This window comes from Chryseobacterium sp. S90, assembly GCF_047444895.1.
Lineage (GTDB): Bacteria > Bacteroidota > Bacteroidia > Flavobacteriales > Weeksellaceae > Chryseobacterium.
On the sequence record NZ_JBLGCX010000001.1, the window covers coordinates 529,245 to 551,891 of the forward strand.

General features: G+C 37.3%; 17 protein-coding genes. 2 read left to right on the forward strand and 15 right to left on the reverse strand.

Annotation, left to right across the window (positions count from 1 at the left end; translation table 11 throughout):
- Positions 1-105 precede the first annotated feature (105 nt).
- Both ACLMCG_RS02580 and amyA read right to left on the reverse strand, forming a co-directional pair.
- Complete coding sequence (locus ACLMCG_RS02580) at positions 106-678, reverse strand: ferritin-like domain-containing protein (RefSeq protein ID WP_223598742.1); 573 nt, start codon at positions 676-678, stop codon at positions 106-108.
- 107 nt (positions 679-785) lie between these two features.
- A complete protein-coding gene (gene amyA / locus ACLMCG_RS02585) occupies positions 786-1,868 on the reverse strand; it encodes an alpha-amylase (protein ID WP_413958682.1) in 1,083 nt (360 codons plus the stop codon).
- Between the two features lie 397 nt (positions 1,869-2,265).
- On the opposite strand from amyA, the gene ACLMCG_RS02590 reads away from it, so the two are divergent.
- Together ACLMCG_RS02590 and ACLMCG_RS02595 are read left to right on the forward strand one after the other, a co-directional pair.
- Positions 2,266-4,875, forward strand: coding sequence for a TonB-dependent receptor (locus ACLMCG_RS02590; RefSeq protein WP_413958683.1), 2,610 nt, complete (start codon positions 2,266-2,268; stop codon positions 4,873-4,875).
- 132 nt (positions 4,876-5,007) lie between these two features.
- Complete coding sequence (locus ACLMCG_RS02595) at positions 5,008-5,637, forward strand: hypothetical protein (RefSeq protein WP_413958684.1); 630 nt, start codon at positions 5,008-5,010, stop codon at positions 5,635-5,637.
- Positions 5,638-5,687: 50 nt separating this feature from the next.
- Here ACLMCG_RS02595 and ACLMCG_RS02600 read toward each other — a convergent pair whose 3' ends face one another.
- The 13 genes from ACLMCG_RS02600 to ccsA form a co-directional block, all read right to left on the reverse strand.
- Positions 5,688-6,167: a MarR family winged helix-turn-helix transcriptional regulator gene (locus ACLMCG_RS02600; protein ID WP_223598748.1), complete on the reverse strand. Its 480-nt coding sequence runs from the start codon at positions 6,165-6,167 to the stop codon at positions 5,688-5,690.
- The gene (locus ACLMCG_RS02605) at positions 6,164-6,658 is read right to left on the reverse strand and encodes a GNAT family N-acetyltransferase (RefSeq protein ID WP_413958685.1); all 495 of its coding nucleotides are present in this window, start codon (positions 6,656-6,658) and stop codon (positions 6,164-6,166) included. The genes ACLMCG_RS02600 and ACLMCG_RS02605 overlap by 4 nt, the downstream gene beginning before the upstream one ends.
- Before the next feature lie 149 nt (positions 6,659-6,807).
- Positions 6,808-8,223, reverse strand: a complete 1,416-nt coding sequence (locus tag ACLMCG_RS02610; protein ID WP_052186405.1) for an efflux transporter outer membrane subunit — start codon at positions 8,221-8,223, stop codon at positions 6,808-6,810.
- 95 nt (positions 8,224-8,318) lie between these two features.
- Positions 8,319-11,465, reverse strand: a complete 3,147-nt coding sequence (locus ACLMCG_RS02615) for an efflux RND transporter permease subunit (protein ID WP_213279248.1) — start codon at positions 11,463-11,465, stop codon at positions 8,319-8,321.
- Positions 11,465-12,652 (reverse strand): efflux RND transporter periplasmic adaptor subunit, encoded by a 1,188-nt coding sequence (locus tag ACLMCG_RS02620; RefSeq protein ID WP_309870892.1) that lies wholly within the window; start codon positions 12,650-12,652, stop codon positions 11,465-11,467. Before ACLMCG_RS02620 ends, ACLMCG_RS02615 begins: the two co-directional genes overlap by 1 nt.
- A 1-nt stretch (position 12,653) precedes the next feature.
- Complete coding sequence (locus ACLMCG_RS02625) at positions 12,654-13,109, reverse strand: transcriptional regulator (protein ID WP_318845994.1); 456 nt, start codon at positions 13,107-13,109, stop codon at positions 12,654-12,656.
- Positions 13,110-13,224: 115 nt separating this feature from the next.
- Positions 13,225-13,737, reverse strand: coding sequence for a GNAT family N-acetyltransferase (locus ACLMCG_RS02630; protein ID WP_047375086.1), 513 nt, complete (start codon positions 13,735-13,737; stop codon positions 13,225-13,227).
- Positions 13,738-13,919: 182 nt separating this feature from the next.
- Entirely contained in the window at positions 13,920-14,150 is a 231-nt protein-coding gene (locus ACLMCG_RS02635; RefSeq protein ID WP_034694374.1) for a DUF2007 domain-containing protein, read from the reverse strand.
- 61 nt (positions 14,151-14,211) lie between these two features.
- Positions 14,212-15,537, reverse strand: coding sequence for an L-lysine 6-transaminase (lat, locus tag ACLMCG_RS02640; protein WP_309870887.1), 1,326 nt, complete (start codon positions 15,535-15,537; stop codon positions 14,212-14,214).
- Between the two features lie 112 nt (positions 15,538-15,649).
- Positions 15,650-17,200 (reverse strand): aldehyde dehydrogenase family protein, encoded by a 1,551-nt coding sequence (locus tag ACLMCG_RS02645; protein WP_047422806.1) that lies wholly within the window; start codon positions 17,198-17,200, stop codon positions 15,650-15,652.
- A 476-nt stretch (positions 17,201-17,676) separates the two neighbouring features.
- The gene (locus ACLMCG_RS02650) at positions 17,677-17,865 is read right to left on the reverse strand and encodes an Arc family DNA binding domain-containing protein (RefSeq protein ID WP_223598751.1); all 189 of its coding nucleotides are present in this window, start codon (positions 17,863-17,865) and stop codon (positions 17,677-17,679) included.
- Between the two features lie 81 nt (positions 17,866-17,946).
- On the reverse strand, positions 17,947-18,813 hold the full coding sequence (locus ACLMCG_RS02655) for an SPFH domain-containing protein (RefSeq protein WP_047422804.1): 867 nt from the start codon (positions 18,811-18,813) through the stop codon (positions 17,947-17,949).
- A 353-nt stretch (positions 18,814-19,166) separates the two neighbouring features.
- On the reverse strand, positions 19,167-22,442 hold the full coding sequence (ccsA, locus tag ACLMCG_RS02660; protein ID WP_413958686.1) for a cytochrome c biogenesis protein CcsA: 3,276 nt from the start codon (positions 22,440-22,442) through the stop codon (positions 19,167-19,169).
- Between the last annotated feature and the right edge of the window lie 205 nt (positions 22,443-22,647).

Consider the following 22,647-nt stretch of genomic DNA (forward strand, 5'->3'; position numbering starts at 1 on the left):
CAATCAAAAGCTAAAACAGCTTTTTTAAAATCTCCTGAGATTTCCACAATAAAAAGGAGACCAAAAATAAATCCGGTCTCCTTTTTATAATGAATACATACTTTTTTACATTGCTTTGCTGTTGAGATTGGTATCCGCAACTTTTGTTAACAGCTCGTCACATTTTTTCTCTTCTTCCAATGTGCTTAAAAGATGTTTAAGGCAATCCTTCTCTTTCAATACTTTTGCAAATGCTGCAAGGGTACCGTATGTGGCGATTTCGTAATGTTCAACTTTTTGTGCTGCTGCAATGATTCCTGCATCTCTTACTGCTCCCGGCTCTGTCTCTTCCAGGATACTTTTTCCTTCATCCAATAATCCCTGCATAGCATCGCATTTCTTTGCCTGGGCTTTTTTTCCTAAAGCTTTAAAACATTCTTCCAGTCTTTCAACGTGACCTTCTGTTTCAGTAATATGCTTGTCAATAGCTGTTTTAAGTTTTTCGCTGGTCGCATTTTTCATCATTCTTGGCAGTGCTTTCAAGAGTGCCTTTTCAGCCCAATAAATATCTTTCAGTGAATCTTCAAAAAGATCTTCCAAACTTTTGGCTGCATTTTTTTTAGCCGGAGTTTTTGCAGATGTTTTCGCGGGTGTTGTTTTTTTAGCCGGTGATTTTTTGGCTGCTGTTTTAGTTTCCATAATATAATAATTTAGTGTTTGATTGGTGATAAATCTGCAACTATAAGACCATTTTTGCCTTAAATGCTGAGATGTGGTATCTAAAATTCTTGAAGAGTATAGTTATTTTAAGGCTTATATTTCTTTACCCACACGCTTACAGATCCCGGATTGACACAAAATATGGCTTTCCCATTTTCATCAGTGTGAATTTCTTCATGGCGGTTCTTTAAGAAATCAATATAGGTTGAATCTGCATGCTCTTTTCCCAATTCTATTTCTTTGAAGCCCTCATCACTATTAGACATAATCACAATACATCCCGGATGCTTTTCATTTCCGTTCCGCACAAAAGCCACACAGTTGGGATGATCAAAATAATCGATCTGTTTACCGTATGCAAAACGTTTTCTCACTTCAAGAAGGCTGGGAAGCTCCTCCACTTTTGATATGATAATATGTATTTCCTGATCTTCTCTTACATCGATATATTCTGCTCCAAAAAGATCTGGATAGAATACGCAGGGATAAGCCTCATCAGAAAGGAGAATAATTGTATATGCTATAGGCTTAAACCAATCTTCCACTGAAGATTCAAGTGCCTGGAGCTGTTGTGTATCATGGTTTTCTACAAAAGAAACTGAAAACACGGGTTTCTTTTCCAGAAAGCTTCCTTTTAAAATCTGGCTCAGATTATAGTCTTTTCCTTCTTTTGAAGCCGTGAAAAAATTATAATGCAGCGGGGCATCAAAACAAGAGATAAGATCATTCATTTTATCTGAAAAATATTCAATTTTTTCTGCTTCGTCTTTCCAGAATTCTCCCAGAATATAGCAATCAGGATTCAATTCTGTTTTAATATAAAAGATCCATTCTTTCAGGAAATCTGAAGAGATGTGCTTTAAAGCATCCAGCCGAATCCCATCAACTTTCGTGGTATCCATATACCACTTGATCCACTTTTTCATTTCTTCTACTACATAAGGATTACGGTATTCTATATCAGCACCCATCAGATAGTCATAGTTACCCAACTGATGGCTTACAGCATCTGTCCACTCTTCACCATATTCATTATGGATTTTAAAAACACCTTTTAGCTCCCCTCCTTCTTTGATGACATAATCAATACCGCTGAAGCATTGATGATTCCAGATAAAATCTGAATAAACCCCTTTTCTTCCCGGAAAAACAAACTGAAAACCTTTCAAAAAAATTCTTTTTCATAATAATCTCGGTTTTAAATAAATGATAATACAAGGTATCAAAACAACAGTATAAAGTTTATGACTCTAGTCAATTACCAAACGTTATATCAGCAAAATGATGAATAATTAGAATATTTTAAATAAACAACAATCATCACAATGAAAAATATAAAGAAGTGCATAATTATTTTATTCATTTAAAAATATTTCCTGTTTATGATAATTCACTTTTATAACAAATTGTAAATTAAAGAACTGAATTAATTAATACACACAAAAAAAGCGAGTAATAATGGATCATTCGCATGCTGTACGAAATCACGTAATGAAGATTTAATACTTTATTAAAAAATAAATATCCATCTTTGCAGCCTTAAATTCAAAAACGCTAGTTTATTTCATGAGCATTATTTTTAAAAAGCGACTATTTATAGCGCTTGTATTACCTACGGCCGCCCTTTATTACGGGCAGAGTACGAAGGATTCTTTAGAGAAATCAAAATCTATTGATGAGGTGATGTTGGTAGGTAGAAACCTTTCCCAAACAGCCAAAGAAAGAAAAACTCCTGTTGCAGTTTCCACTATCAAAGCTGCAGAAATTCAGGAAAAATTAGGAAACAGAGAGTTTCCTGAGATTATGAAGTCTACTCCATCCGTGTATGTGACCAAAGTGGGCGGAGGTTTTGGAGACAGCAGAATCAACATGAGAGGTTTTGATGGGGCTAACATTGCAGTGATCATCAACGGACAGCCGGTGAATGACATGCAGGGAGGTACTGTATACTGGTCTAACTGGACCGGGTTGGCAGACATTGCGAGCAACATTCAGATCCAGAGAGGTTTGGGAGCATCCAAATTTGTAGTTCCTTCTGTAGGGGGAACGATCAATATTGTGACCAAAGCTACCGATTCTGAGCAGAAAGCAATGATCAAAGGAGAAGTAGGTAATGATAACTACTCCAGAATATCTGCAATGTACTCTTCCGGGCTAAAAAACAAATGGGGAACAACTGTATTGCTTTCCCGTTGGCAAGGTGACGGTTATATCAATGGAACGAAAGGAGAAGGTTATTCCTGGTTTTTCTCAACAGGATTTAAGCCTAATGAAAAGCATGCGTTCAATTTAATTGCAACCGGAGCGCCTCAGGTACATGATACAAGAAGGTCTTCTGCAACCGGAGCAAATGTGGCTACTCTACAGCAATTGGATACTTATGGAAGAAGATACAATCCTCAGACAGGAATGTTGAATGGTTCTCAATTTAATTTGGCTCCTAACTTCTATCATAAGCCTATTGCATCATTGAACTGGGACTGGACAATGAATGATAACCTGAAGTTATCTACCGTTCTTTATGGTTCTTGGGGACGTGGCGGCGGTGGTACCGGACTGAACGGTTCTATCAAAAACGGCAGCGGCCAGACTATGAATTTCATGAATTATGGTGCAGGCGGAGACGGTACGATCAACTGGGATATGATTTACCGCTATAACAGAGGTGGTATGGTAACCGATTATAACGGAAACACTTTCCAGAAATCAACCTTTACAGCTCCTGCGGGCTCTCCTGGTGATTATAACGGGCAATATGTAGCTACACTGAACGGAACCAATGGTATCGTAAGAAAGCAAAGTATTAATGCTCATGACTGGTATGGTGTAATTGCAGATCTTAATTACAAAAAGAATAACTGGACCTTTAACGGAGGTATTGATCTTAAAACTTACAAAGGGGCGCTTTACGATATTGTAACCGATATGCTGGGATCTGATGCCTTATTTGTTTCAAGTACGGCAAATGCTCCAAAAGGATATTATATCAACAACACGGTAAAACCGGAACCTCTTACTAAACTTAAGGATGCTCAAAAAGTATCTATTCACAATGAAGGTCTGGTAAAATGGGCAGGTTTATATGGAATGGTTGAATACAGCTCTGAAAAACTAAGTGCATCTGTTCAGGGATCAGTTTCTGAACAATACTACAAAAGAAGAGATTATATGCTGTATACTCCGGGAAACCAGGAAACAAAATGGTATCACAAAACGGGTTATATTGTAAAAGGAGGTGCCAACTACAATATAGATGAGCATCATAATGTATTTTTCAATACTGGAGTTATTTCAAGACAACCATTATTCAACGCGCTGTTCCCTTCCAACCAGAATATTTACAACGATGCAAAGAATGAAAGAATCTTCTCTGTAGAGTTAGGATATGGTTTCAAATCCCGTTATGTAGATGTAAATATCAATGCTTACAGAACGCAGTGGGATGACAGATTTATTTCAAGAACCTTTAATGCAGGAGCTGCAGATGTAGCTAACTTCTCACAATTACAACTTGGAAATGCTTATTTCTACAACGCTCTGAATGTTGGACAGATACACCAGGGTGTTGAATTGGAAGCGAAGGCAAGACCATTTGCCAACCTTAGACTGAGAGGGATGTTATCATTAGGAAACTGGAAGTACAAAGGAAATGCAAATTTCAATATTCTTGATGTTCAAAACAATCAGGAAGTGGCCGGAGCTACAGGAGTTATCAACATCAAAGATCTAAAAGTTGGAGATGCTGCACAAACTACAGCAAGTCTGGGAGTTGATTATAGCATTACCAAAGCTTTCAGTATTGATGCCAACTGGGAATATTATGACAAGCTATATGCACAGTTTAACCCAATCAATTTCCTTACTGAGGCAGCAAGAGAAAAAGGAATTGTAAAATTGCCAAGTTATAATTTATTTGACGTAGGTGCTTCTTACAAGTTCACACTTGACGCGAAAAAGTCTTTAACATTGAGAGCGAATGTGTACAACTTATTCAACAAATATTATATTTCTGAATTAAGCTCCAATATTTTTGCAGGTGACAAAATTGCCAGCGGTCCAAATGCCGGAAAAACTTACCAGGAAACCGGAAGAGTTTATCAGGGTATTGCTGATGGTAACACAGGATTCCTTGGTTTTGGAAGAACCTGGTCTGTTGCAGCGACTTTGAGATTCTAATATAATTTCATTTCAATAATGAATTCAAAGAACCCGCCACGATTTGGTGGGTTCTTTTGTATTATATGATTATTTTAAAGAAATAAATAATATATTAGACATTAAAAATCATTTAACTCTTTTCAATTAGATATGGATCAGGAAACCACAGATTATATTATTAACTATTTCGGTAACTTAATGACTAAAAATGAAAAGTTAGCCCTAAAACATCAAATGTCTTCTTTCAAGAGTAATGAAAATCCACAATTCAGAAAGATAATGATAGATAAAGGCTGGATAAGTTCCGACCCTGAAATCACAAATCTATTAGAAAATGGTTATGAGGTCTTTAAACAAAACATTGTAACGCGCATAATGACTGAAACTCCTGAAAAAGTTTTTTTTAATAATTGTCCAAAATGTAACAAACTTGCCCGTACTCCGCATGCAAAGCAATGCAGATTTTGTGGATATAGCTGGCATCATTTAACTGTTGCCCAATTTAAACTTAACGATATTATTCAGATTACAGGAAGACAGTTTTTCTTAATAGGACAAATTATAGAGGGCGAAATCAGGGAAGGGCAAAGAATAGATTTGAGAATACTTGGACTTAATAAAAAAATCAAAATTGAATCCATTGAATTTGCTCTTAAACACCAGGATGGAAAAGCGTGGGAAGATATTTCTCTTGGAACAAATGAATTAACAGAACAAGACAAAGAATATATGAAAAGTATACATCCTTTCAAAGAATCACTTGATATTATTATAGAATAAAAAACAGCTAAAGCATTAGTACAACTGTTTTTTATATAACTAAAATCTACTTATTTTGAATTCTTCACCTGCAGCGCCCTCTGATAAAAAGACTGGCTTGCAATTTTCTCCTCAGCCTCATCAATAGCTGCCAGCAGATTATTATTGTTATCGGTAATTTCTCCCAGAATCTGTGACATCAGCTCCCAAACGGGTTTCATTTTTTCAATAAGTTCCTGTCCTTTAGAAGTTAATTTAAAAAGCCTTTTCCGTTCATCCTGTTTGTCTTTTTCCCATTGTATTAACTCCAACTTTTCGAGTTCTTTGAGTAGGGTGATAGTGGATGGATGGGTATACCCTATTTCATTGGCAATTTCGACAACGCTTGCTATCTCTTTTTTATAAATGGTAAAGATCACCGGAAACCATTTCAGTTCAAAATCAATTCCGAATGCTTTATAGATCAATGCTCCATCTTTCCTCAATTGTTCACTCAAACGGTGCAATCTGGTTGATATGGCAAGAATTCCTGCTTCGTTGATCACATTCATATTCTGTAAATATTTAAATGGTAAAAAATATCATCGGCACTCATTAAAGGAAATTTTACAGGGAGATTTCTTTTTTCAACCTTCACAAACTGATTCCTTTCGTAGAAACGCTGTGCAGCTTTCAGTACCGTTATGGTTCCCAAATATAAATCATCAATTCCGTTTTCGCGGCAGAAAGAAATTAAAACTTCCAATAATTCCTGAGCAATATTCAATTCTTTGCCTCTGAATTCCTTTTTAACAAACATTTTTCTGATCGCTCCTGCCCTTTTGTCAAACTTAACCAAGGCAATAGAACCTACCAATTCGTCTCCCACAAAAGCACCCCAAAAGTTACCGCCTGCTTCTGTATAAAAACTTTCAATCTGTAAAAGATCAGGCTGGTCTTTAATGGTGATCGGAATATTAAACTCCTTCTGCTGAATATTCAAAATCAGGTCAATCACCTGTTCCGAATAAGAATTTCCTATGGGTTGTATCTGTAATTTCATAGTGGCTGAATTTTAAAGTATAAAACTACGTAGTTAAATACATATATCCAAATTGATTTTGCCTATTAAATAATTTTAACATGATCAATAATTAAAAAAACGTATGCCATTATTGACATACGTTTTATAGTTTATATTGAAGAATACGGTTATTTCCAACCTCCTCCTAAAGCCTGATAAAGCTCTACGGCAGCTTTCATTTTACTGTATCGTGCATTCGAGATGTTAAGTTCAGCATTCAATGAATTTACACTTGCATTCAACACTTCAAGATAGTTTGCCATACCATAATTTACCAGTTCCTGAGAATAGTCAACCGATTTTTTGTAGGCATCCAGCTCATGTTGTTTTAATTCAATAAATGAATCCTGTACAGAGAAAACTCTGATAGCATCTGAAACTTCTTTACCAGCAGTAAGAACGGTCTTTCTGAAGTTCAGATAAGCAGTTTCCTGATTGGCAAGACTTACATCATAGTTTGTTTTGATCTGTCTTTTGTTCAGAATTGGCTGAGCCAGCCCTGCTACTACATTCGCAAATAATGAATTTACACTGAATAAGTGATCAATATCCACAGATTGAAGACCACCACTCCCTGTCAATTTTAAAGTAGGGTAAAACTGAGCTTTGGCAGAATTCGTCAGTTCGAAAGCATTCATCAAGCTGTATTCTGCTCTCATTACGTCCGGACGGTTAGCCAGAAGCTGAGTAGGATATCCCAATTTTAAATCGATCGGAAGGTTCTGTCCTTCTAATGTAGATCTTTCAATAGAATGAGAGGGTTCTCCCATTAAAAGACTCATGGTGTTTTCAAGAAGCTGGATCTGTGTATCAATATCAATCAGTAATGATTTTGCATTGAACACAAGAGCCTCACTCTGCTGTACCGCTACTTCAGTAACTGTTCCTGAAATTTTTAAAGCCTTTGTTGTTTCTAAGTTTTTCTCTCTTACCGCAATGGTTTCTGTAATAATCCTCTTCTGCGCATCAAAAGTTAACAATTGATAGTACGCAGAAGCGATGGAAGATACCAGACTGCTTTTAACTGCTTTATGGGCTGCAACAGTTCCCAAATAAGTGGCAAGCTGTGCTTTCTCCTGTGCTCTTAATTTCCCCCAGATATCTGCTTCCCATCCAATACTTGCCGTAATGTCAAACTGGTTTACATATCGTCTTTCTCCAATGATCTGCCCAAACTGAGTATTGATAGACTGGGTTTGGAAAGTATAGTTGGGTCCGATAGAAAGTGTCGGCTGATAGGCAGCTTTACTTTGCTTCAGATAAGCTTCTGCGGAATTAATACTTTCTAAAGCAATTCTGATATCCAGATTGTTTTCCAAAGCTTTTGAAATGTGTCCCTGCAGTATAGGATCTGTGAATATTTCTTTCCATGAAATATCTGCAATGCTGGTACTGTCTGAAGGAAGCATATCTGTACGAAACAGCTTTTCGTCTACCACGTTCTTCGGTCTTTCATATTCTTTTCTTGCCATACAGGATGATATGGCTCCGAGTATGAAAACTGAAAAAGTGATTCCTTTTATGATGTTTAATAAACTCTTCATTATAAAAAATTAGAAATTAGATGTAAGAGACCGGAAGTTAGATATGGTTTTAGAATAATTGTCTAAGATCTAACTTCCAGCTTCTCTAATTAATTTTATTCTGCTAAATTGATATCTTCTTTTTTGATAGGTTTAATTTTTTCCTGCAGTGTTTCAAAAATCACATACAGAACCGGAATTACAAATAATCCCAAAACAGTTCCTATCAATAGTCCGATAGCCGCACCCGTAGCGATAGATCTGTTACCTACTGCTCCGATTCCACTTGCCAGAACCAATGGTAATAAACCAAAGATAAAGGCGAATGATGTCATTAGAATAGGTCTTACCCTTGCTTTCGCTGCATTGATGGCTGACATTACAATGGTTTCTCCATGATGTCTCCTTTGAACAGCAAATTCGACAATAAGGATCGCATTTTTCGCCAGTAATCCCACGAGCATGATCAGGGCAATCTGGAAGTAAATATTATTCTCCAGTCCCATAATCTTCTGTCCGAAATAAGCCCCCATTACCCCAAGAGGAAGAGAAATAATAACGATCAGCGGAAGGATATAACTTTCATACTGCGCAGAAAGGATAAAGTAAACAAAGATCAAACTTAACCCGAAAATCAGAAGGGTCTGAGATCCTGAATTTAATTCTTCTCTGGTCAACCCTGTAAATTCTACGGCATAGTTTTGATTCAGTGTTTCATCAGCTACCTGCTGTACCGCTGCAATCGCGTCCCCGGAACTGTATCCGTCAGAGTTTGCCCCTGTCACTTTTACTGAAGTAAAGAGGTTATAACGGCTTACAGATTGTGGTCCGTATGCTTTTGTCAATGTTACAAACTGTGAGATCGGAGACATGATACCTGATCCTGTTCTTACATAGAGCTGATTCAGATTTTCAATGTTTTTTCTGTTTTCAGGAAGAGCCTGAACCATTACCCTGAACTGTTTTCCATACTTGGTAAAGTCGGCAGTATAAATACCTCCGATATATCCCTGCATCGTAGCCAGAATATCATTGACAGAAACTCCAAGCTGCTTGCTCAGCGGAACATTAATTTCCATCTGATATTGAGGATATTTAGTATTGAATGAAGTTTGCGCAAACTGAATTTCCGGTCTCTGCATAAGCTTACCGATGAATTCATTGGTTTTCGCATCAAGATCAGCATATTCTCCACCTGACTTGTCAAGTAATACCATTTCAAAACCTGCACTGTTACCAAATCCCGGTACACTTGGCGGTTGGAAGAATACTACTTTAGCATCAGGAACAGCTCCTACAATTCCAAATAGTTTTTTGGTGATATCTTCAGAAGTCTGTCCGTCTTTTTTTCTTTCTTCAAATGGTTTCAGTTTAACAAAGGCAAGACCGTTGTTACTTCCGTTTCCGGATAAAAATCCTCTCCCGGTAGAAATCGTTACGTTCTGTACACCCGGAACTTTCAGCGCCTTAGCCTGAAGCGTTTTCAAAGCGTTGTAAGTTCTTTCCATAGAAGCTCCCGGAGGAAGCTGAACATCTGTAAAGATAATCCCTCTGTCTTCTGTAGGTACAAATCCTTTCTTCATACTGCTGCTTGCCCAGAATAAAATTCCTCCGGTAACAGCGAAAATAATAAGGGTTACCCATTTATGTCTTAACAGGAATACAAATCCTCTTCCATAACGTTCAGTAGTTGTTTTAAAAGCAATATTAAACTTATAGAAAAACTTCTGTAACAGATTTAAGTTTTTATACTCTTTATGGTGCTCTGCGTGAGGTTTTAAGAATAATGAACATAAAACCGGACTCAGCGTTAATGCATTAATCGCAGAAATGATGATGGCTATAATCAGCGTGATACCAAACTGCTGGTAGAATACCCCTGTAGGCCCTGTAATAAACGTCACCGGGATAAATACCGCTGCCATTACCAACGTAATAGAGATAATAGCCCCTGTAATCTCATCCATCGCTTCCACCGTTGCTTTTTTAGCATCTGAAATACCATGTTCCATCTTGGCATGAACAGCCTCGACGACGACAATGGCGTCATCCACCACAATACCGATGGCAAGTACCAATGCAAATAAGGTCAATAGGTTTAATGAATATCCGAAGAGATTCAGGAAGAAGAAAGCCCCCACAATAGATACCGGAACCGCAATGGCCGGGATCAGCGTAGATCTGAAGTCCTGAAGGAAAATATATACTACAATAAATACCAGGATGAAGGCTTCGATCAGGGTATGTACTACCTTTTCAATAGAAGCTTCAAGGAATTCATTGGTATCAAAGTTGAAAGTATACTTTACACCTTTTGGAAAAGTACCTTCAGCTGATTTCAGATAGGCTTTGATATTTTTAATAATCTCCTGTGCGTTAGATCCCGGAGTCTGGAAGATCCCCATACTGATGGAAGGATTGTTTCCGTTCTCCCCGATTCCTGTATAAGATTGTCCTGCCAGTTCTACTTTGGCAACGTCTTTCAGCATCAGGTTTTGTCCGTTTGCAAGAGATTTGATGATAATATTATCGTACTGTTCTTTATCGTTGAATTTACCTACATATTTGATGATATATTCAAAAGAACTTCCGCTGTTTTGTCCGATAGAACCTGCTGCTGCTTCTCTACTCTGCTCGTTGATCGCATTGGTAACATCGGTAGGAGTTACGCTGTAAGCAGCCATTTTTGCAGGATCCAGCCAGATTCTCATTGAGTAGTTTTTACCCCCGAAAACGTTGGCATCCCCTACACCATTTACCCTTTTCAGGTTTGGAATAATGTTGATGTTCAAAAAGTTCTGAAGGTATACATCATCCAGATCTTTATTTTCAGAATAGAAAGACATATACATAAGGGCACTGGTCTGCTGTTTCTGGGTTACAACCCCCGAACGCGTTACTTCAGACGGCAAAAGAGGTGTTGCTCTGGCCACACGGTTCTGTACGTTTACCGCTGCAATATCCGGATCTATTCCTTGTTTGAAGAAAACCTGGATCTGAGCAGAACCGTCATTTCCGGCACTGGAAGTGATATAATCCATACCTTCCACCCCGTTGATCTGTTCTTCCAAAGGTACTACCACACTTTTCATCACCGTTTCAGCATTGGCTCCCGTATAGTTTGCGGAAACACTCACTGTAGGTGGTGCAATATCCGGATACTGTGTAACCGGTAACGAGATCAGTCCCAGCACACCGAGAATCACAATCAGGATTGAGATTACGGTAGATAAAACCGGCCTGTTAATAAAGTTTTTTATCATTAGAATTTCGGTTTTATTGATTGAACAAGACTATCCATTTTGATTGGCTTCGGTTTTACTGCTGTTCCAGGTTTCAAACCTCCGATACCAGCTGCAATAACTGTTTCACCTTTGTTAACTCCAGATTTGATAAGCGCTAAATTGTCGATTCTGTCAATAACATTTACAACAACATTTCTCGCAGTATCTCCTTTTTCTACTTTGTAAACGTAAACAATACCCTGTTGCTCGTAAGTAGCACTTTCAGGCACTACAAGAACATTATCATATCGCTGAGGGAATCTGATCGTTCCGCTGTTACCATTACTTAATAATTTCTGAGCATTCGAGAAAGCAACTCTGAACTGAATAGTCCCTGTTGTAGGATCAATTTGTCCGGTAATGGCTTCAATTTTCCCTTTTTCAGGATAAAGACTTCCGTTAGCAAGTTGAAGCTCAACCATCGGTAAGTTTTTGATTTTCTCAGGCATAGAAGCTCCCGGAGACTTTTCAAGGAAATCAAAATACTCTTTTTCATTCATTGCAAAGTAAGCATAGATCTCAGACGTATCAGAAATCGTTGTCAGAGGAGTCTGATCAGACGGTCCTACCAAACTTCCTACTTTTAAAGGCAGTCTTCCGATCACCCCTGAAATAGGTGCACGAATGATAGAATATTCGATATTGGCTTCTACTCCCTTATAATTGGCTTGTGCCTGTCTTTTAGAAGCGTTGGCCTGTTGTAACTGTGCCTGTGCCTGTGCCAGCTGAGCCTGTGCAGTCTGCAGCTGTACGTTACTGATGATGTTTTTCTGAACCAAAGGTTTTAGTTTATTTACTTCAACCTGAGCAGCATTTACAGAAGCCTGAGCAGCAGCAATACTGGATTCAGCAGCACCAATTCCTGCTTTGGAAGCGGCTGCATTTTCGTTCAGTATATTGGTTTCCAGACGGAACAAAGGCTGTCCTTTTGTAACATATTGTCCTTCATCTACCAATACCTGGGTAATATATCCCTGTATTTTTGCACGTACATCATTGTTTACCCTACCCTGGATAGTAGCCGGAAACGTCTGATAACCCACTATATTTTTTGACTCCACGGAAACAACAGGGTACGGCTTGGCACCATCCTGTTTCGGAGCTTCTTTTTTGCAGGCAGTCAGTGAAAGCGCTGCAATGGAAAGTATAACTAGCTTATTATTCATTTTATAGTTTATTAAGAGATTCCTGTATATTTTCTATGTTTTTGTTTAAGAGTGCTTTGTAAACTTCTATTCTTTCATTGTATCCATCGTCTTTACTTTTTTTAAAATTGTTTAAATCATCTAATAGTTTCATTTCGTCCTTCATTTTCTGGACAATTTTCTCGAATCGTATTTTTTTGTATTCATCATTGATGAAAAAATACCGTTTCCGCTCATCCATTTTGTTATGATCAACAATAAGCTGAGCATTTAACAATAAGGAAATACTGGTAGAAACGGAGCTTTTACTCGCGGAGAGCACCTCAACAAATTCGTCAAAAGTAATTCCTACTTTCTCATAGTCAAAAAGAAGGTAGGAATAGATTTTTGATGCTAAAGGGGGTAAGCTGAACACGGTGCCATAAAATCTTACGGCATCCTGAAAAATTTTCTCATCAATTTCTATACTCTGGTGCATATATAAAAATTTGAACAAAAGTAGAAATTAGTTCAGAACCAAACGAACAAACCTGATAGAGTTTATAAATACAGGCCGGTTTAAAAATTCAATGAAAGATGATTTAACTTTTGGCTTAAATTATAATCTTCTCAAAAGCCTTTCTCATGCCGTCTCTCAAAAGAACCTCTCCACAATAGGAATATCCTCTGCCTTCAAGGATTTTCAACATGGCAATATTATCATGGTTGGTGTCTACTTTAATACTCTGAATGTCATGGGATTTAGTGAATTCTTCGATGTGATCAAAAAATTTCTTTACCATTCCCTGTCCTGCAAATTTTTCATCTACAGCCACTCTGTGAACCACTACAAACTCACCATCACTCAGCCATGCTCCTTCAATGGTACTGTAAGCAGGTTCATCATTCAGAATCAAAGCTCCATATACTGCAATTTCTCCGTCTACTGTCAAAACATGTCCGAAACCTTTGGCAATATCACTTTCCACCGTTCCCAGATTAGGGTATCCGTTCTGCCATTGTGTACTTCCATCTTGTCTTCTTCTTTCAATAGATTGCTGGATAATTTCCCAAATCCTGTTTCTGTCTTCAATTTGCGATTGTCTTAGTTTGATCTCCGGGTTCATGTTGTTTGGTAGATTTAAAAAATTAAAAGATAGAATGATTTAAGAATTGAAAATCAGAATAGCTGCTCGTTCAACCTCTGAAATATTCATCTTTTTAATGGTTTGTAATTAATTAAAAAACCGAAAATTAATTAAGATTAATTTTCGGTTTGAAGTAGTAAAATTTAAAATTATGAAATTGTTTATTGATTTTCACTTTGTTGAAGGTAAGCATCAATAATTTCAAATGCTTTTTTTTCTTCTTCCAGATCTACCATTACTTTCAGCGAAGTTGCTGTTGGAGTTGTGGTAAACGTAAGATAGTTATTTTCAACGGTATTTGCAATTTGCGCGTCATCCAATTTAGACTTAACCAACTGAATTTCTGAAGGGTTATCACTTACATAAACTGATACTCTCGTACTTCTTTCCATATTCTAATTGTTTGAGTATCTAAATATACGATGTTTTTTTTAAAATTACAAATCCCGGGTTTTAAATTTTATTAATATTGTTTTCAATTTTATCTAAAGCAAGCTGGATTTCTTCTTTAGTAACATTCAAATGAGGTCTGAAACGAAGAGACTGATCTCCACATGGAAGAATGATTAATCCATCCTTGAAAAGCTCGTTCATCAGGTGATTTCTCTGTTCTGCGGATGGCAGATCAACGGCACACATCAGGCCTCTTCCTCTTGCATTTGAAATTTTTTCAGGATATTTTTCGGCAAGAGCTTTCAAACTTTCCAATAAGAAGTCTCCGACTACTCTTGCATTCTCCACAAGGTTTTCTTTTTCGATCACTTCCATTACCAGCTGGAAACGAAGCATATCAATAAAGTTTCCTCCAAATGTAGAATTGATTCTTGAGCTTTCTCTGAAAACATTGTTCGGAACTTCATCAAATTTTTCTTTATTGGCTAAAACACCACAAACCTGTGCTTTTTTACCAAAAGAAATAATGTCCGGTTTTGCTGTAAAATGCTGGAATGCCCACATTTTTCCTGTAATGGCAATCCCTGTCTGAACTTCATCAAAAATAAGTAAGATTTCGTTGTCATCACAGATTCTTCTTAATCCCAAAAGGAATTCGTCTCTGAAATGATTGTCACCTCCTTCTGCCTGAATAGGTTCTATGATAATACAAGCCACTTTATCAGGGTGCATCAAAATAGCTTCTTCAATCTGAAGTAAAGCAAGGTTTTCATTTTTGATGGTTTCTTCAAGGTTTTCTTCTGTAATCGGGAACTTTAATTTCGGATTTAAAATTCTCGGCCAGTTGAACATTGGGAAATATTGGTACTTTCTTGGGTCAGAAGTATTGGTTAAGCTCAAAGTATAACCGCTTCTTCCATGGAAAGCCTGTTTGAAGTGAATGCAGATTCCTGCTTCAGTGTCTAATCCTTTTGCAAAGTTTTTGCGCGTTTTCCAGTCGAAGCATGCTTTCATAGCATTTTCAACGCCCAGAGATCCGCCTTCGATAAAGAAAGCATATTGTAATTCTTCAGGGATAACCACTCTTTCGAATACTTCAAGGAAATGAGCATATTCTTCTGAGTAAACGTCAGCCAGAGTAGGTTTATTTACAGCCATTCTTCCCAGCCATTCTGATCTTTCTAAAAGATAAGGATGATTGTATCCGATAGATGCTGATGCAAACATAGAGAACATATCCAGGTACTCCTTGTCTGTAAGTTTATCATAAAGCCATGATCCGTGTGATTTTTCAATATCCATCACAAAATCGAAACCGTCTGCCAACACATGTCTTCCAACTGTTTCTTTTACTTTATTTGCTTTTATATCTAATGTCTGTTCCATAATAAATTGTTGTGTGATTTAATAAATGAATGATTAAATGATCCAAAGAATGAAGCATTTAATCATTCAGGTTATTAAGTTTTATGTTTTTTGAGTGCTTTAAGTAAAGCTTTTATAAATCAAATTTAATCCCTTGTGCCAAAGGAAGTTGTGCGGTGTAATTTATAGTATTGGTTTGTCTTCTCATATAGTATTTCCAAGCGTCTGATCCAGACTCTCTTCCTCCTCCGGTTTCTTTTTCACCACCGAAAGCTCCACCAATTTCAGCACCGGAAGTTCCGATATTTACGTTGGCAATACCACAATCTGAACCTGCGTGAGAAAGGAATAATTCTGCTTCTCTTAAGTTCTGGGTCATGATCGCAGAAGATAGTCCTTGAGGAACATCATTCTGAATTGCGATAGCTTCTTCCAGTGTTTTGTATTTGATCAGATATAAGATAGGTGCAAAAGTTTCATGCTGAACAATCTCATAAGAGTTTTTCACTTCTGCAACACAAGGTTTCACATAACATCCGGATTCATATTCTTTTCCAGTTAAAACTCCGCCTTCAACAACGAATTTTCCACCTTCTTTTTTACATTTCTTGATAGCTTCTTCGTATTGATTTACAGCATCAGTATCAATCAGAGGACCTACGTGATTATTTTCATCCAATGGATTTCCGATTTTCAGTTGTCCGTAAGCTTTTGTTAATCTTGTTTTCACTTCATTGTATACACTTTCATGGATAATCAGTCTTCTTGTTGAAGTACATCTCTGGCCTGCAGTTCCTACAGCTCCGAAAACAGCTCCAATGATCGACATATCAATATCAGCTTCTTTTGTAATGATAATAGCGTTGTTTCCACCCAATTCAAGGATAGATTTCCCGAATCTTTCTGCTACTTTGGAAGAAACCATTCTTCCTACTCTTGTAGATCCTGTGAAAGAAACAAGGGCTACTCTTTTATCATCTACTAATTTCTGTCCGATTTCGTGGTCTGATACCAATACACTTGAAACTCCTTCAGGAAGATTGTTTTCCTTAATTACTTCCATCATGATATTCTGGCATGCAATTGCACAAAGCGGTGTTTTTTCAGATGGCTTCCAGATGGTAACGTTACCACAGATCCAAGCCAATGCCGTATTCCAGGACCAAACGGCTACCGGGAAGTTAAATGCAGTAATGATTCCTACTACTCCAAGCGGATGGTATTGCTCATACATTCTGTGTCCAGGTCTTTCAGAGTGCATGGTGTACCCCTGAAGCTGTCTTGAAAGTCCTACAGCAAAGTCGCAGATGTCTATCATTTCCTGAACTTCTCCAAGTCCTTCCTGTAATGATTTACCCATTTCGTAAGAAACAAGTTTACCAAGATCATCTTTATATTCTCTTAATTTTAAGCCCAGCTGTCTTACGATCTCTCCTCTTTTGGGAGCCGGGATCAGTCTGAATTCCTGAAACGCCTTCTGAGCCGTTTCAATTACTTTGTCATAATCACTTTCTCCGGAAGTTTTTACTTTAGCGATCAACTTTCCGTCTACAGGAGAAATGCTTTCTATCACCTTTCCTGAAGCGAAATATTTGCCGCCTGTTGAGGTACCTTTGTTCTCTTCTTTAATACCTAAATTTTTAAGCGTTTTTTCGATTCCGAAATCCTTTACTTTTTTTGACATAAAATCTTACTTTTCGTTCTCTCTAAAGATAAAAATATTATGTGAACCTCAAAACTTTAATTTTTAATGTGTTTTTTATTTGGACTAATTATAAACATGCTTATCTTTGCAGGGTAATCATTTTGATAATCACCAATGGAAAATTCACAAGAAAATAACTCAAAGCTTAAGAAGTGGTTCAAGCGTGTGGGATGGGCAGGACTTGCTTTCTTTACCATTAAAGGCTTGATTTGGCTCGTCATATTCTACGTTGGAGCAGATAGTCTCCAAAGTTGTATAAAATAAAAAAGCAGAGAAATTTTCTCTACTTTCTTTTTTGGTATAGGGTTAATTGAATTGTTATTTATTTATTGAAAAGCTAAAAAAAGAATCCTTTTTTATATTTTCTGTAATTTCAAAAAGAGAAGAAGTACCGTCTTTTAACAGCTATATTCCCTGAAAATAGCATGTATACTTCACAATTCATCTTTTTCAAACTACTCTTTCTTCTTCCTCCCTGCATTAACCAGGCTTTGATGCAACAGGTATTCTATCTGTCCGTTCACACTTCTGAAGTCATCATTGGCCCACTTTTCGAGGAGTTTATAAGTAGACTCATCTATCCTTATCACAAAAGATTTTTTGCTTTTGCTTTCTGAAGAGTTCTGAGCTTTTTCTGATTTCATTTTCTAAATTCTCTAACATTATTCTGACTATTGTAGTGTAGAAAATACACACACTACAATCTACTTATTAATTTTTCACTTTTAATTATAAAGTGTTCCTGCATTTAATACCGGTGTTGCAGCTTTTTCTCCGCAAAGAACCACCATTAAATTGCTTACCATTGCTGCTTTTCTTTCATCATCAAGCTCAACAATATTCTCTTCTGAAAGTTTTTTCAATGCAAGGTCTACCATTCCTACAGCACCTTCCACAATCTTGGTTCTTGCTGCTACGATAGCCGTTGCCTGCTGTCTCTGAAGCATAGCTCCTGCAATTTCCGACGCATAAGCCAAATGCGAAATCCTGGCCTCCTGAATCACAATTCCTGCTTTTGAAAGACGGTCTGTAAGTTCCTGCTCCAAAATAGAATTGATTTTATCTCCACCTTCTCTCAACGTAATCGGAGCATGATCATCCTCTAAATTATCATAAGGAAAGCTCATTGCCAAATGACGTACTGCTGCTTCACTCTGCATTTTCACGAAATCAGAATAGCGCTCCACATCAAAAGCTGCTTTATAAGTATCTCCCACTTTCCAGACGATGACAACCGCAATTTCAATTGGATTTCCCATTTTATCGTTTACTTTCAAAGTCTGCCCTTGTAAATTTTCAGAACGTAAAGAAATTTTCTGTGATGAATACAAAGGATTGATGAAGAATAATCCGTTTTCTTTTACACTCCCAACATATTTTCCAAAAAAGTTCAGCACTCTTGAGTGGTTGGGTTGAATAATCATTAAGCCTTTTAAGAAAAAGCACGAAAGAAGAAAGCAAAGCATGGCGATAACCACATAGGCTATACTTTGATCTACTCCACTAACAAAAAAGTAAACTGCTGCCACAAACAAGGCAAGGCAGATGACCAGTGTAAGATAACCCGACATAGGTTTTAATGTTTTTTCCATGATTGAATTTTAATTTGATATTATTTTGATATCATAAAGATGGTAATAAATTTTGAATTATGAGTTATGAATTGTGAGTTTTTTGATATGGGTTTCGTGATTCGAGATATTTAACTAAGCGCAAAGTTCACGAAGTTAATTTATTATTAGTGCTTTACTTTGTACTCTAAGGCACTTCGTTTAGCTAAGACTCTCCTCATTTTGCTGAGTAAAACGCCTTCGCGAGCAATATTCATCATACTATACATCATTGCGAACTTAGCGTTAAAACAGCTCCCCAAAATGCCAAAACAACAGGAATAAAAAAATCCCGGAAAATAAATTCCGGGATTTTAATTGATATGTTGAATTTTTTATTTCTTCGTTAAGGTTTTAAACTTGAAATAAGAAACAGCTGATAAAAGAATCATTGTTCCTATTCCGATGTATACCCAAGCCGGTACTGGTACCGGATCTCCCGCTGCATAGGAGTGAAGTCCGCTTAAGTAGTAGTTTACCCCAAAATAAGTCATTACCATTGAGCAGAATGCAAACATCGTTGCTACGTGGAATGCCCATCTGCTTCTCAATCCAGGTACTAATCTCATGTGCAGTACAAATGCATATACCATGATGGAAATGAACGCCCATGTTTCTTTCGGGTCCCAGCTCCAGTATCTTCCCCATGATTCGTTTGCCCAGATTCCCCCTAAGAAGTTTCCTACTGTTAATGCAAACAATCCGATGGTTAATGACATTTCAGAAACAATTACCAATTCCTTTAATGTAGTATCGTGGTGAATTTTATAAGTTTCTTTATTGGATATTATGTAGAATACTAATGAGATCACAGCAATAATCATCGACAGGGCGAAGAATCCATAACTGGATGTAATAATGGCTACGTGAACAATTAACCAATAAGATTTCAGTACCGGAACAAGCGGCGTGATCTGTGGATCAAGAGCTGAACCTCCGTGAGCAAATCCCATCATAATAACTGCCACCATAAATCCGGCTGCAGGAATTAATGCATTGGAATTTCTGTATAATAATAAACCTGCCGTAATACCTACCCAAGAGATGAAGATAATAGCTTCATATCCGTTACTCCAAGGTGCATGTCCTGAAATATACCATCTTGCCACAAGTCCTAAGAAATGACAAAGATATCCTACTAAACCAACCGCGATGATTACTTTGATGATTTTATTTAAAACTTTATTGGATTTAAACAGCTCAACAAATCCTAAGATTAAAAGGAGTCCTCCGATAATAGTATAAAAAATCAAGAGTTTAAAGTTAATATCTGCTTTATTCATGAAAACCTCAAGATCAACTTTAGATTTTGCTGGAACTACTGCTTTACCCCATTTCTGCTGGTATTCTGAAAGCTTCGCTAACTCAGCATCCGCTTTACTCCAATCACCTGTTTTCTGTGCGGTAAGAGCTTCAGCAAAATAAGGTCCCATCACCTGCTGAGATTCCATGTCCGGTTCAAATTTTTGATCTAACCATGAATGCCATGTGTGGTTGGCATCATTTTTCACAGGAACAATTCTCATAAACTGACCGCTGAAGAACTCATTGAAGATCTGTACCCTCTCGTTTACAGCAATTACTTCTTTGTCGTAGTTCGTTTGTTCAGCTGGTTTTTTACGGAATGCCGTATTATAATCATGCTCTAAGATATATGTTAGATTACCATTGGCATCTGCCGGGAAAAGGTTCATCAGTGAAGTATATCCGTCTTCATCTGCCTTTGTTTTATTTTTCAGTTCATCACCTCCTTTCGTTCCCACTTTGATCATCGGAACCATAGTCCAGCTTGGTGTGTCTGTATTGATTGAAAGGAACCATTGGTTGGCAGTCAGATACTTTCCGTCTGTTCCTTTAAATTCGTCTTTTTTGTATAATTTTCTTAAAACATCCAATGCTTCTGTATTGATAGGAACAATTCTTCCTTCAAAACTTTGTACCAAAAGATATCCGAATTTATCAGCATGTTCTTTACTGATTTTGTTTCTGGCAATAATTTCATCCGGAGTGATAGATCTCATTTTACCCATCGGTGTAGCCAGAGAATTCTGCTTTGGAGCAGCGCCATCAAGCGGTTGAGCAGATGGAGCCGGAGCATGGGTATGATTATCACCTTCTACATGAATGTGTTCTCTGCTTCCGTCCGTAGTCCCGTGAGTTTCGATTTTTTGTGCGTTCAACCCTAAGCTTAAAAACACTAAAAGTATTGTTGCTGCTTTTGTTTTCTTTTTGTTGGCATCAGTCAGCATTTTATTCAGTTTCCAGAAGTGAGTTCCTTTCCAGAAGAAGATCACAAACATTCCTAAGAATAAAAGTCCGTATCCGATATAAGAAATCAAAGTTCCCCAGTAATCATGGTTTACAGAAAGAACTGTTCCCATTCTGTCCGGATCAAAACTTGACTGGAAAAAACGGTATCCTTTATGGTTAAGAACGTGATTCATATAGATTTTATAAGGGGTTTCTTTACCCTCATCAATGATTTTTACATGACTTTCATAAGCACTTGGAGATGAACTCCCAGGATAAGTTTCCATAATGAAGTCATCCAACTTCAAGGCGAAAGGAGTATTGTATACTTTAGGTCCGAATCCAACCATGATGTTTAAACCATCCATAGTCACCTGCTTGTAAGCATTAGGATTTCCTTTTTCAACAGAAAGGTCTACCAATTGTTTTGTTTTTGGGCCCTGAAGCTCAATCTGAAGCATATCAGGAACATTGGCATCTTTCTTTCTGTCACCTTCAATCGCGATCAGTCTTCCTTTTTTAAGACCTTCAGGTACTACAAGCTTCAATTCGTTGATGGTATATAAACTTCTCAGTGCCAAAGGCTGAAACTCATTTTTCACAGTACTTCCTGTTGCCTGAGTAGCCATGGTCATATAGCTTGCATCTACAGGAGTTTTGATGAATAATTTTCCTCCCTCATTTTTGAATTCAACTGCTCCTTCAATCGCTCTGTTGAACGTCACCAAAGTTCCGTTGATCGATTTTGTCTCACCCGGTTTGATGTAAATGTTCTGTCTTCCGGTGTTTCCGGTAGAAACCAGATGAAGATATTCTGCACCGTTTGGCTCAGCGACAAGACTGTCTTTTTTTCTTTGAATATATTCTTTAGCAAACACTTTCACTTCTTTTCCGTGGAAATCATACGTTGCTTTTAAATCTTTGTTCAAAGGAGACATCAGATAAGGAACATCCTGGTAATTCAGCACATCACCTTTCTCTTCGATCTGAATTTTAAAGAAATTTTTATCCGTTACGATCTCGTTTGAAGTTTCACCTTCTCTGATGTGCATTTGCCCTTCAAAACTGATGTATCTTGTGATGGCACCACCGATAAAAATAAAGATAAAGGCAAGGTGAAAAACAAGAACCGGCCATTTCTCTCTTTTCCATAGTCTGTATCTTCCGATATTTCCTATGAAGTTAAGAATGAGCAGGACCATGATCAGTTCGAACCACTTGGCCTCATAAATTAATGCTTTTGCTGTAGGAGTTCCGTAGTCGTTTTCTAAGAACGTTGCATAAGCCATTGCAAATGCGTACACCAGCAACAATACAGCCATTGTCCTGGTTGAGATAAGAATATCTTGGAGCTTCTTCATGATTTATTGTACTTGACATGCAAAAATAAGCATGATAAACCACAAAGAGCTTAAAAAAAGCTGTTTTTTGTCACTTTGGCCTCCGTTTTGCTTATTTTGAAACGTTCTTAATAAGCCTGAAAGCATTAGGAAAAATTCAATTTCCAAAACCACAGAAATAAAGATTCATAATACCTATATCCACGATTGAAGGCTTCTATCTTTA

Coding starts and splice junctions, on each gene's coding strand:
- ACLMCG_RS02645 (WP_047422806.1), bottom strand. CDS start 17,200: ATGTCAAAAAAAGTAAAGGATTTCGGAATCGAAAAAACGCTTAAAAAT.
- ACLMCG_RS02600 (WP_223598748.1), bottom strand. CDS start 6,167: ATGAATGTGATCAACGAAGCAGGAATTCTTGCCATATCAACCAGATTG.
- ACLMCG_RS02605 (WP_413958685.1), bottom strand. CDS start 6,658: ATGAAATTACAGATACAACCCATAGGAAATTCTTATTCGGAACAGGTG.
- ACLMCG_RS02650 (WP_223598751.1), bottom strand. CDS start 17,865: ATGAAATCAGAAAAAGCTCAGAACTCTTCAGAAAGCAAAAGCAAAAAA.
- ACLMCG_RS02635 (WP_034694374.1), bottom strand. CDS start 14,150: ATGGAAAGAAGTACGAGAGTATCAGTTTATGTAAGTGATAACCCTTCA.
- ACLMCG_RS02615 (WP_213279248.1), bottom strand. CDS start 11,465: ATGATAAAAAACTTTATTAACAGGCCGGTTTTATCTACCGTAATCTCA.
- ACLMCG_RS02590 (WP_413958683.1), top strand. CDS start 2,266: ATGAGCATTATTTTTAAAAAGCGACTATTTATAGCGCTTGTATTACCT.
- ACLMCG_RS02655 (WP_047422804.1), bottom strand. CDS start 18,813: ATGGAAAAAACATTAAAACCTATGTCGGGTTATCTTACACTGGTCATC.
- ACLMCG_RS02625 (WP_318845994.1), bottom strand. CDS start 13,109: ATGCACCAGAGTATAGAAATTGATGAGAAAATTTTTCAGGATGCCGTA.
- ACLMCG_RS02580 (WP_223598742.1), bottom strand. CDS start 678: ATGGAAACTAAAACAGCAGCCAAAAAATCACCGGCTAAAAAAACAACA.
- lat (WP_309870887.1), bottom strand. CDS start 15,537: ATGGAACAGACATTAGATATAAAAGCAAATAAAGTAAAAGAAACAGTT.
- ACLMCG_RS02595 (WP_413958684.1), top strand. CDS start 5,008: ATGGATCAGGAAACCACAGATTATATTATTAACTATTTCGGTAACTTA.
- ACLMCG_RS02620 (WP_309870892.1), bottom strand. CDS start 12,652: ATGAATAATAAGCTAGTTATACTTTCCATTGCAGCGCTTTCACTGACT.
- ccsA (WP_413958686.1), bottom strand. CDS start 22,442: ATGAAGAAGCTCCAAGATATTCTTATCTCAACCAGGACAATGGCTGTA.
- ACLMCG_RS02610 (WP_052186405.1), bottom strand. CDS start 8,223: ATGAAGAGTTTATTAAACATCATAAAAGGAATCACTTTTTCAGTTTTC.
- ACLMCG_RS02630 (WP_047375086.1), bottom strand. CDS start 13,737: ATGAACCCGGAGATCAAACTAAGACAATCGCAAATTGAAGACAGAAAC.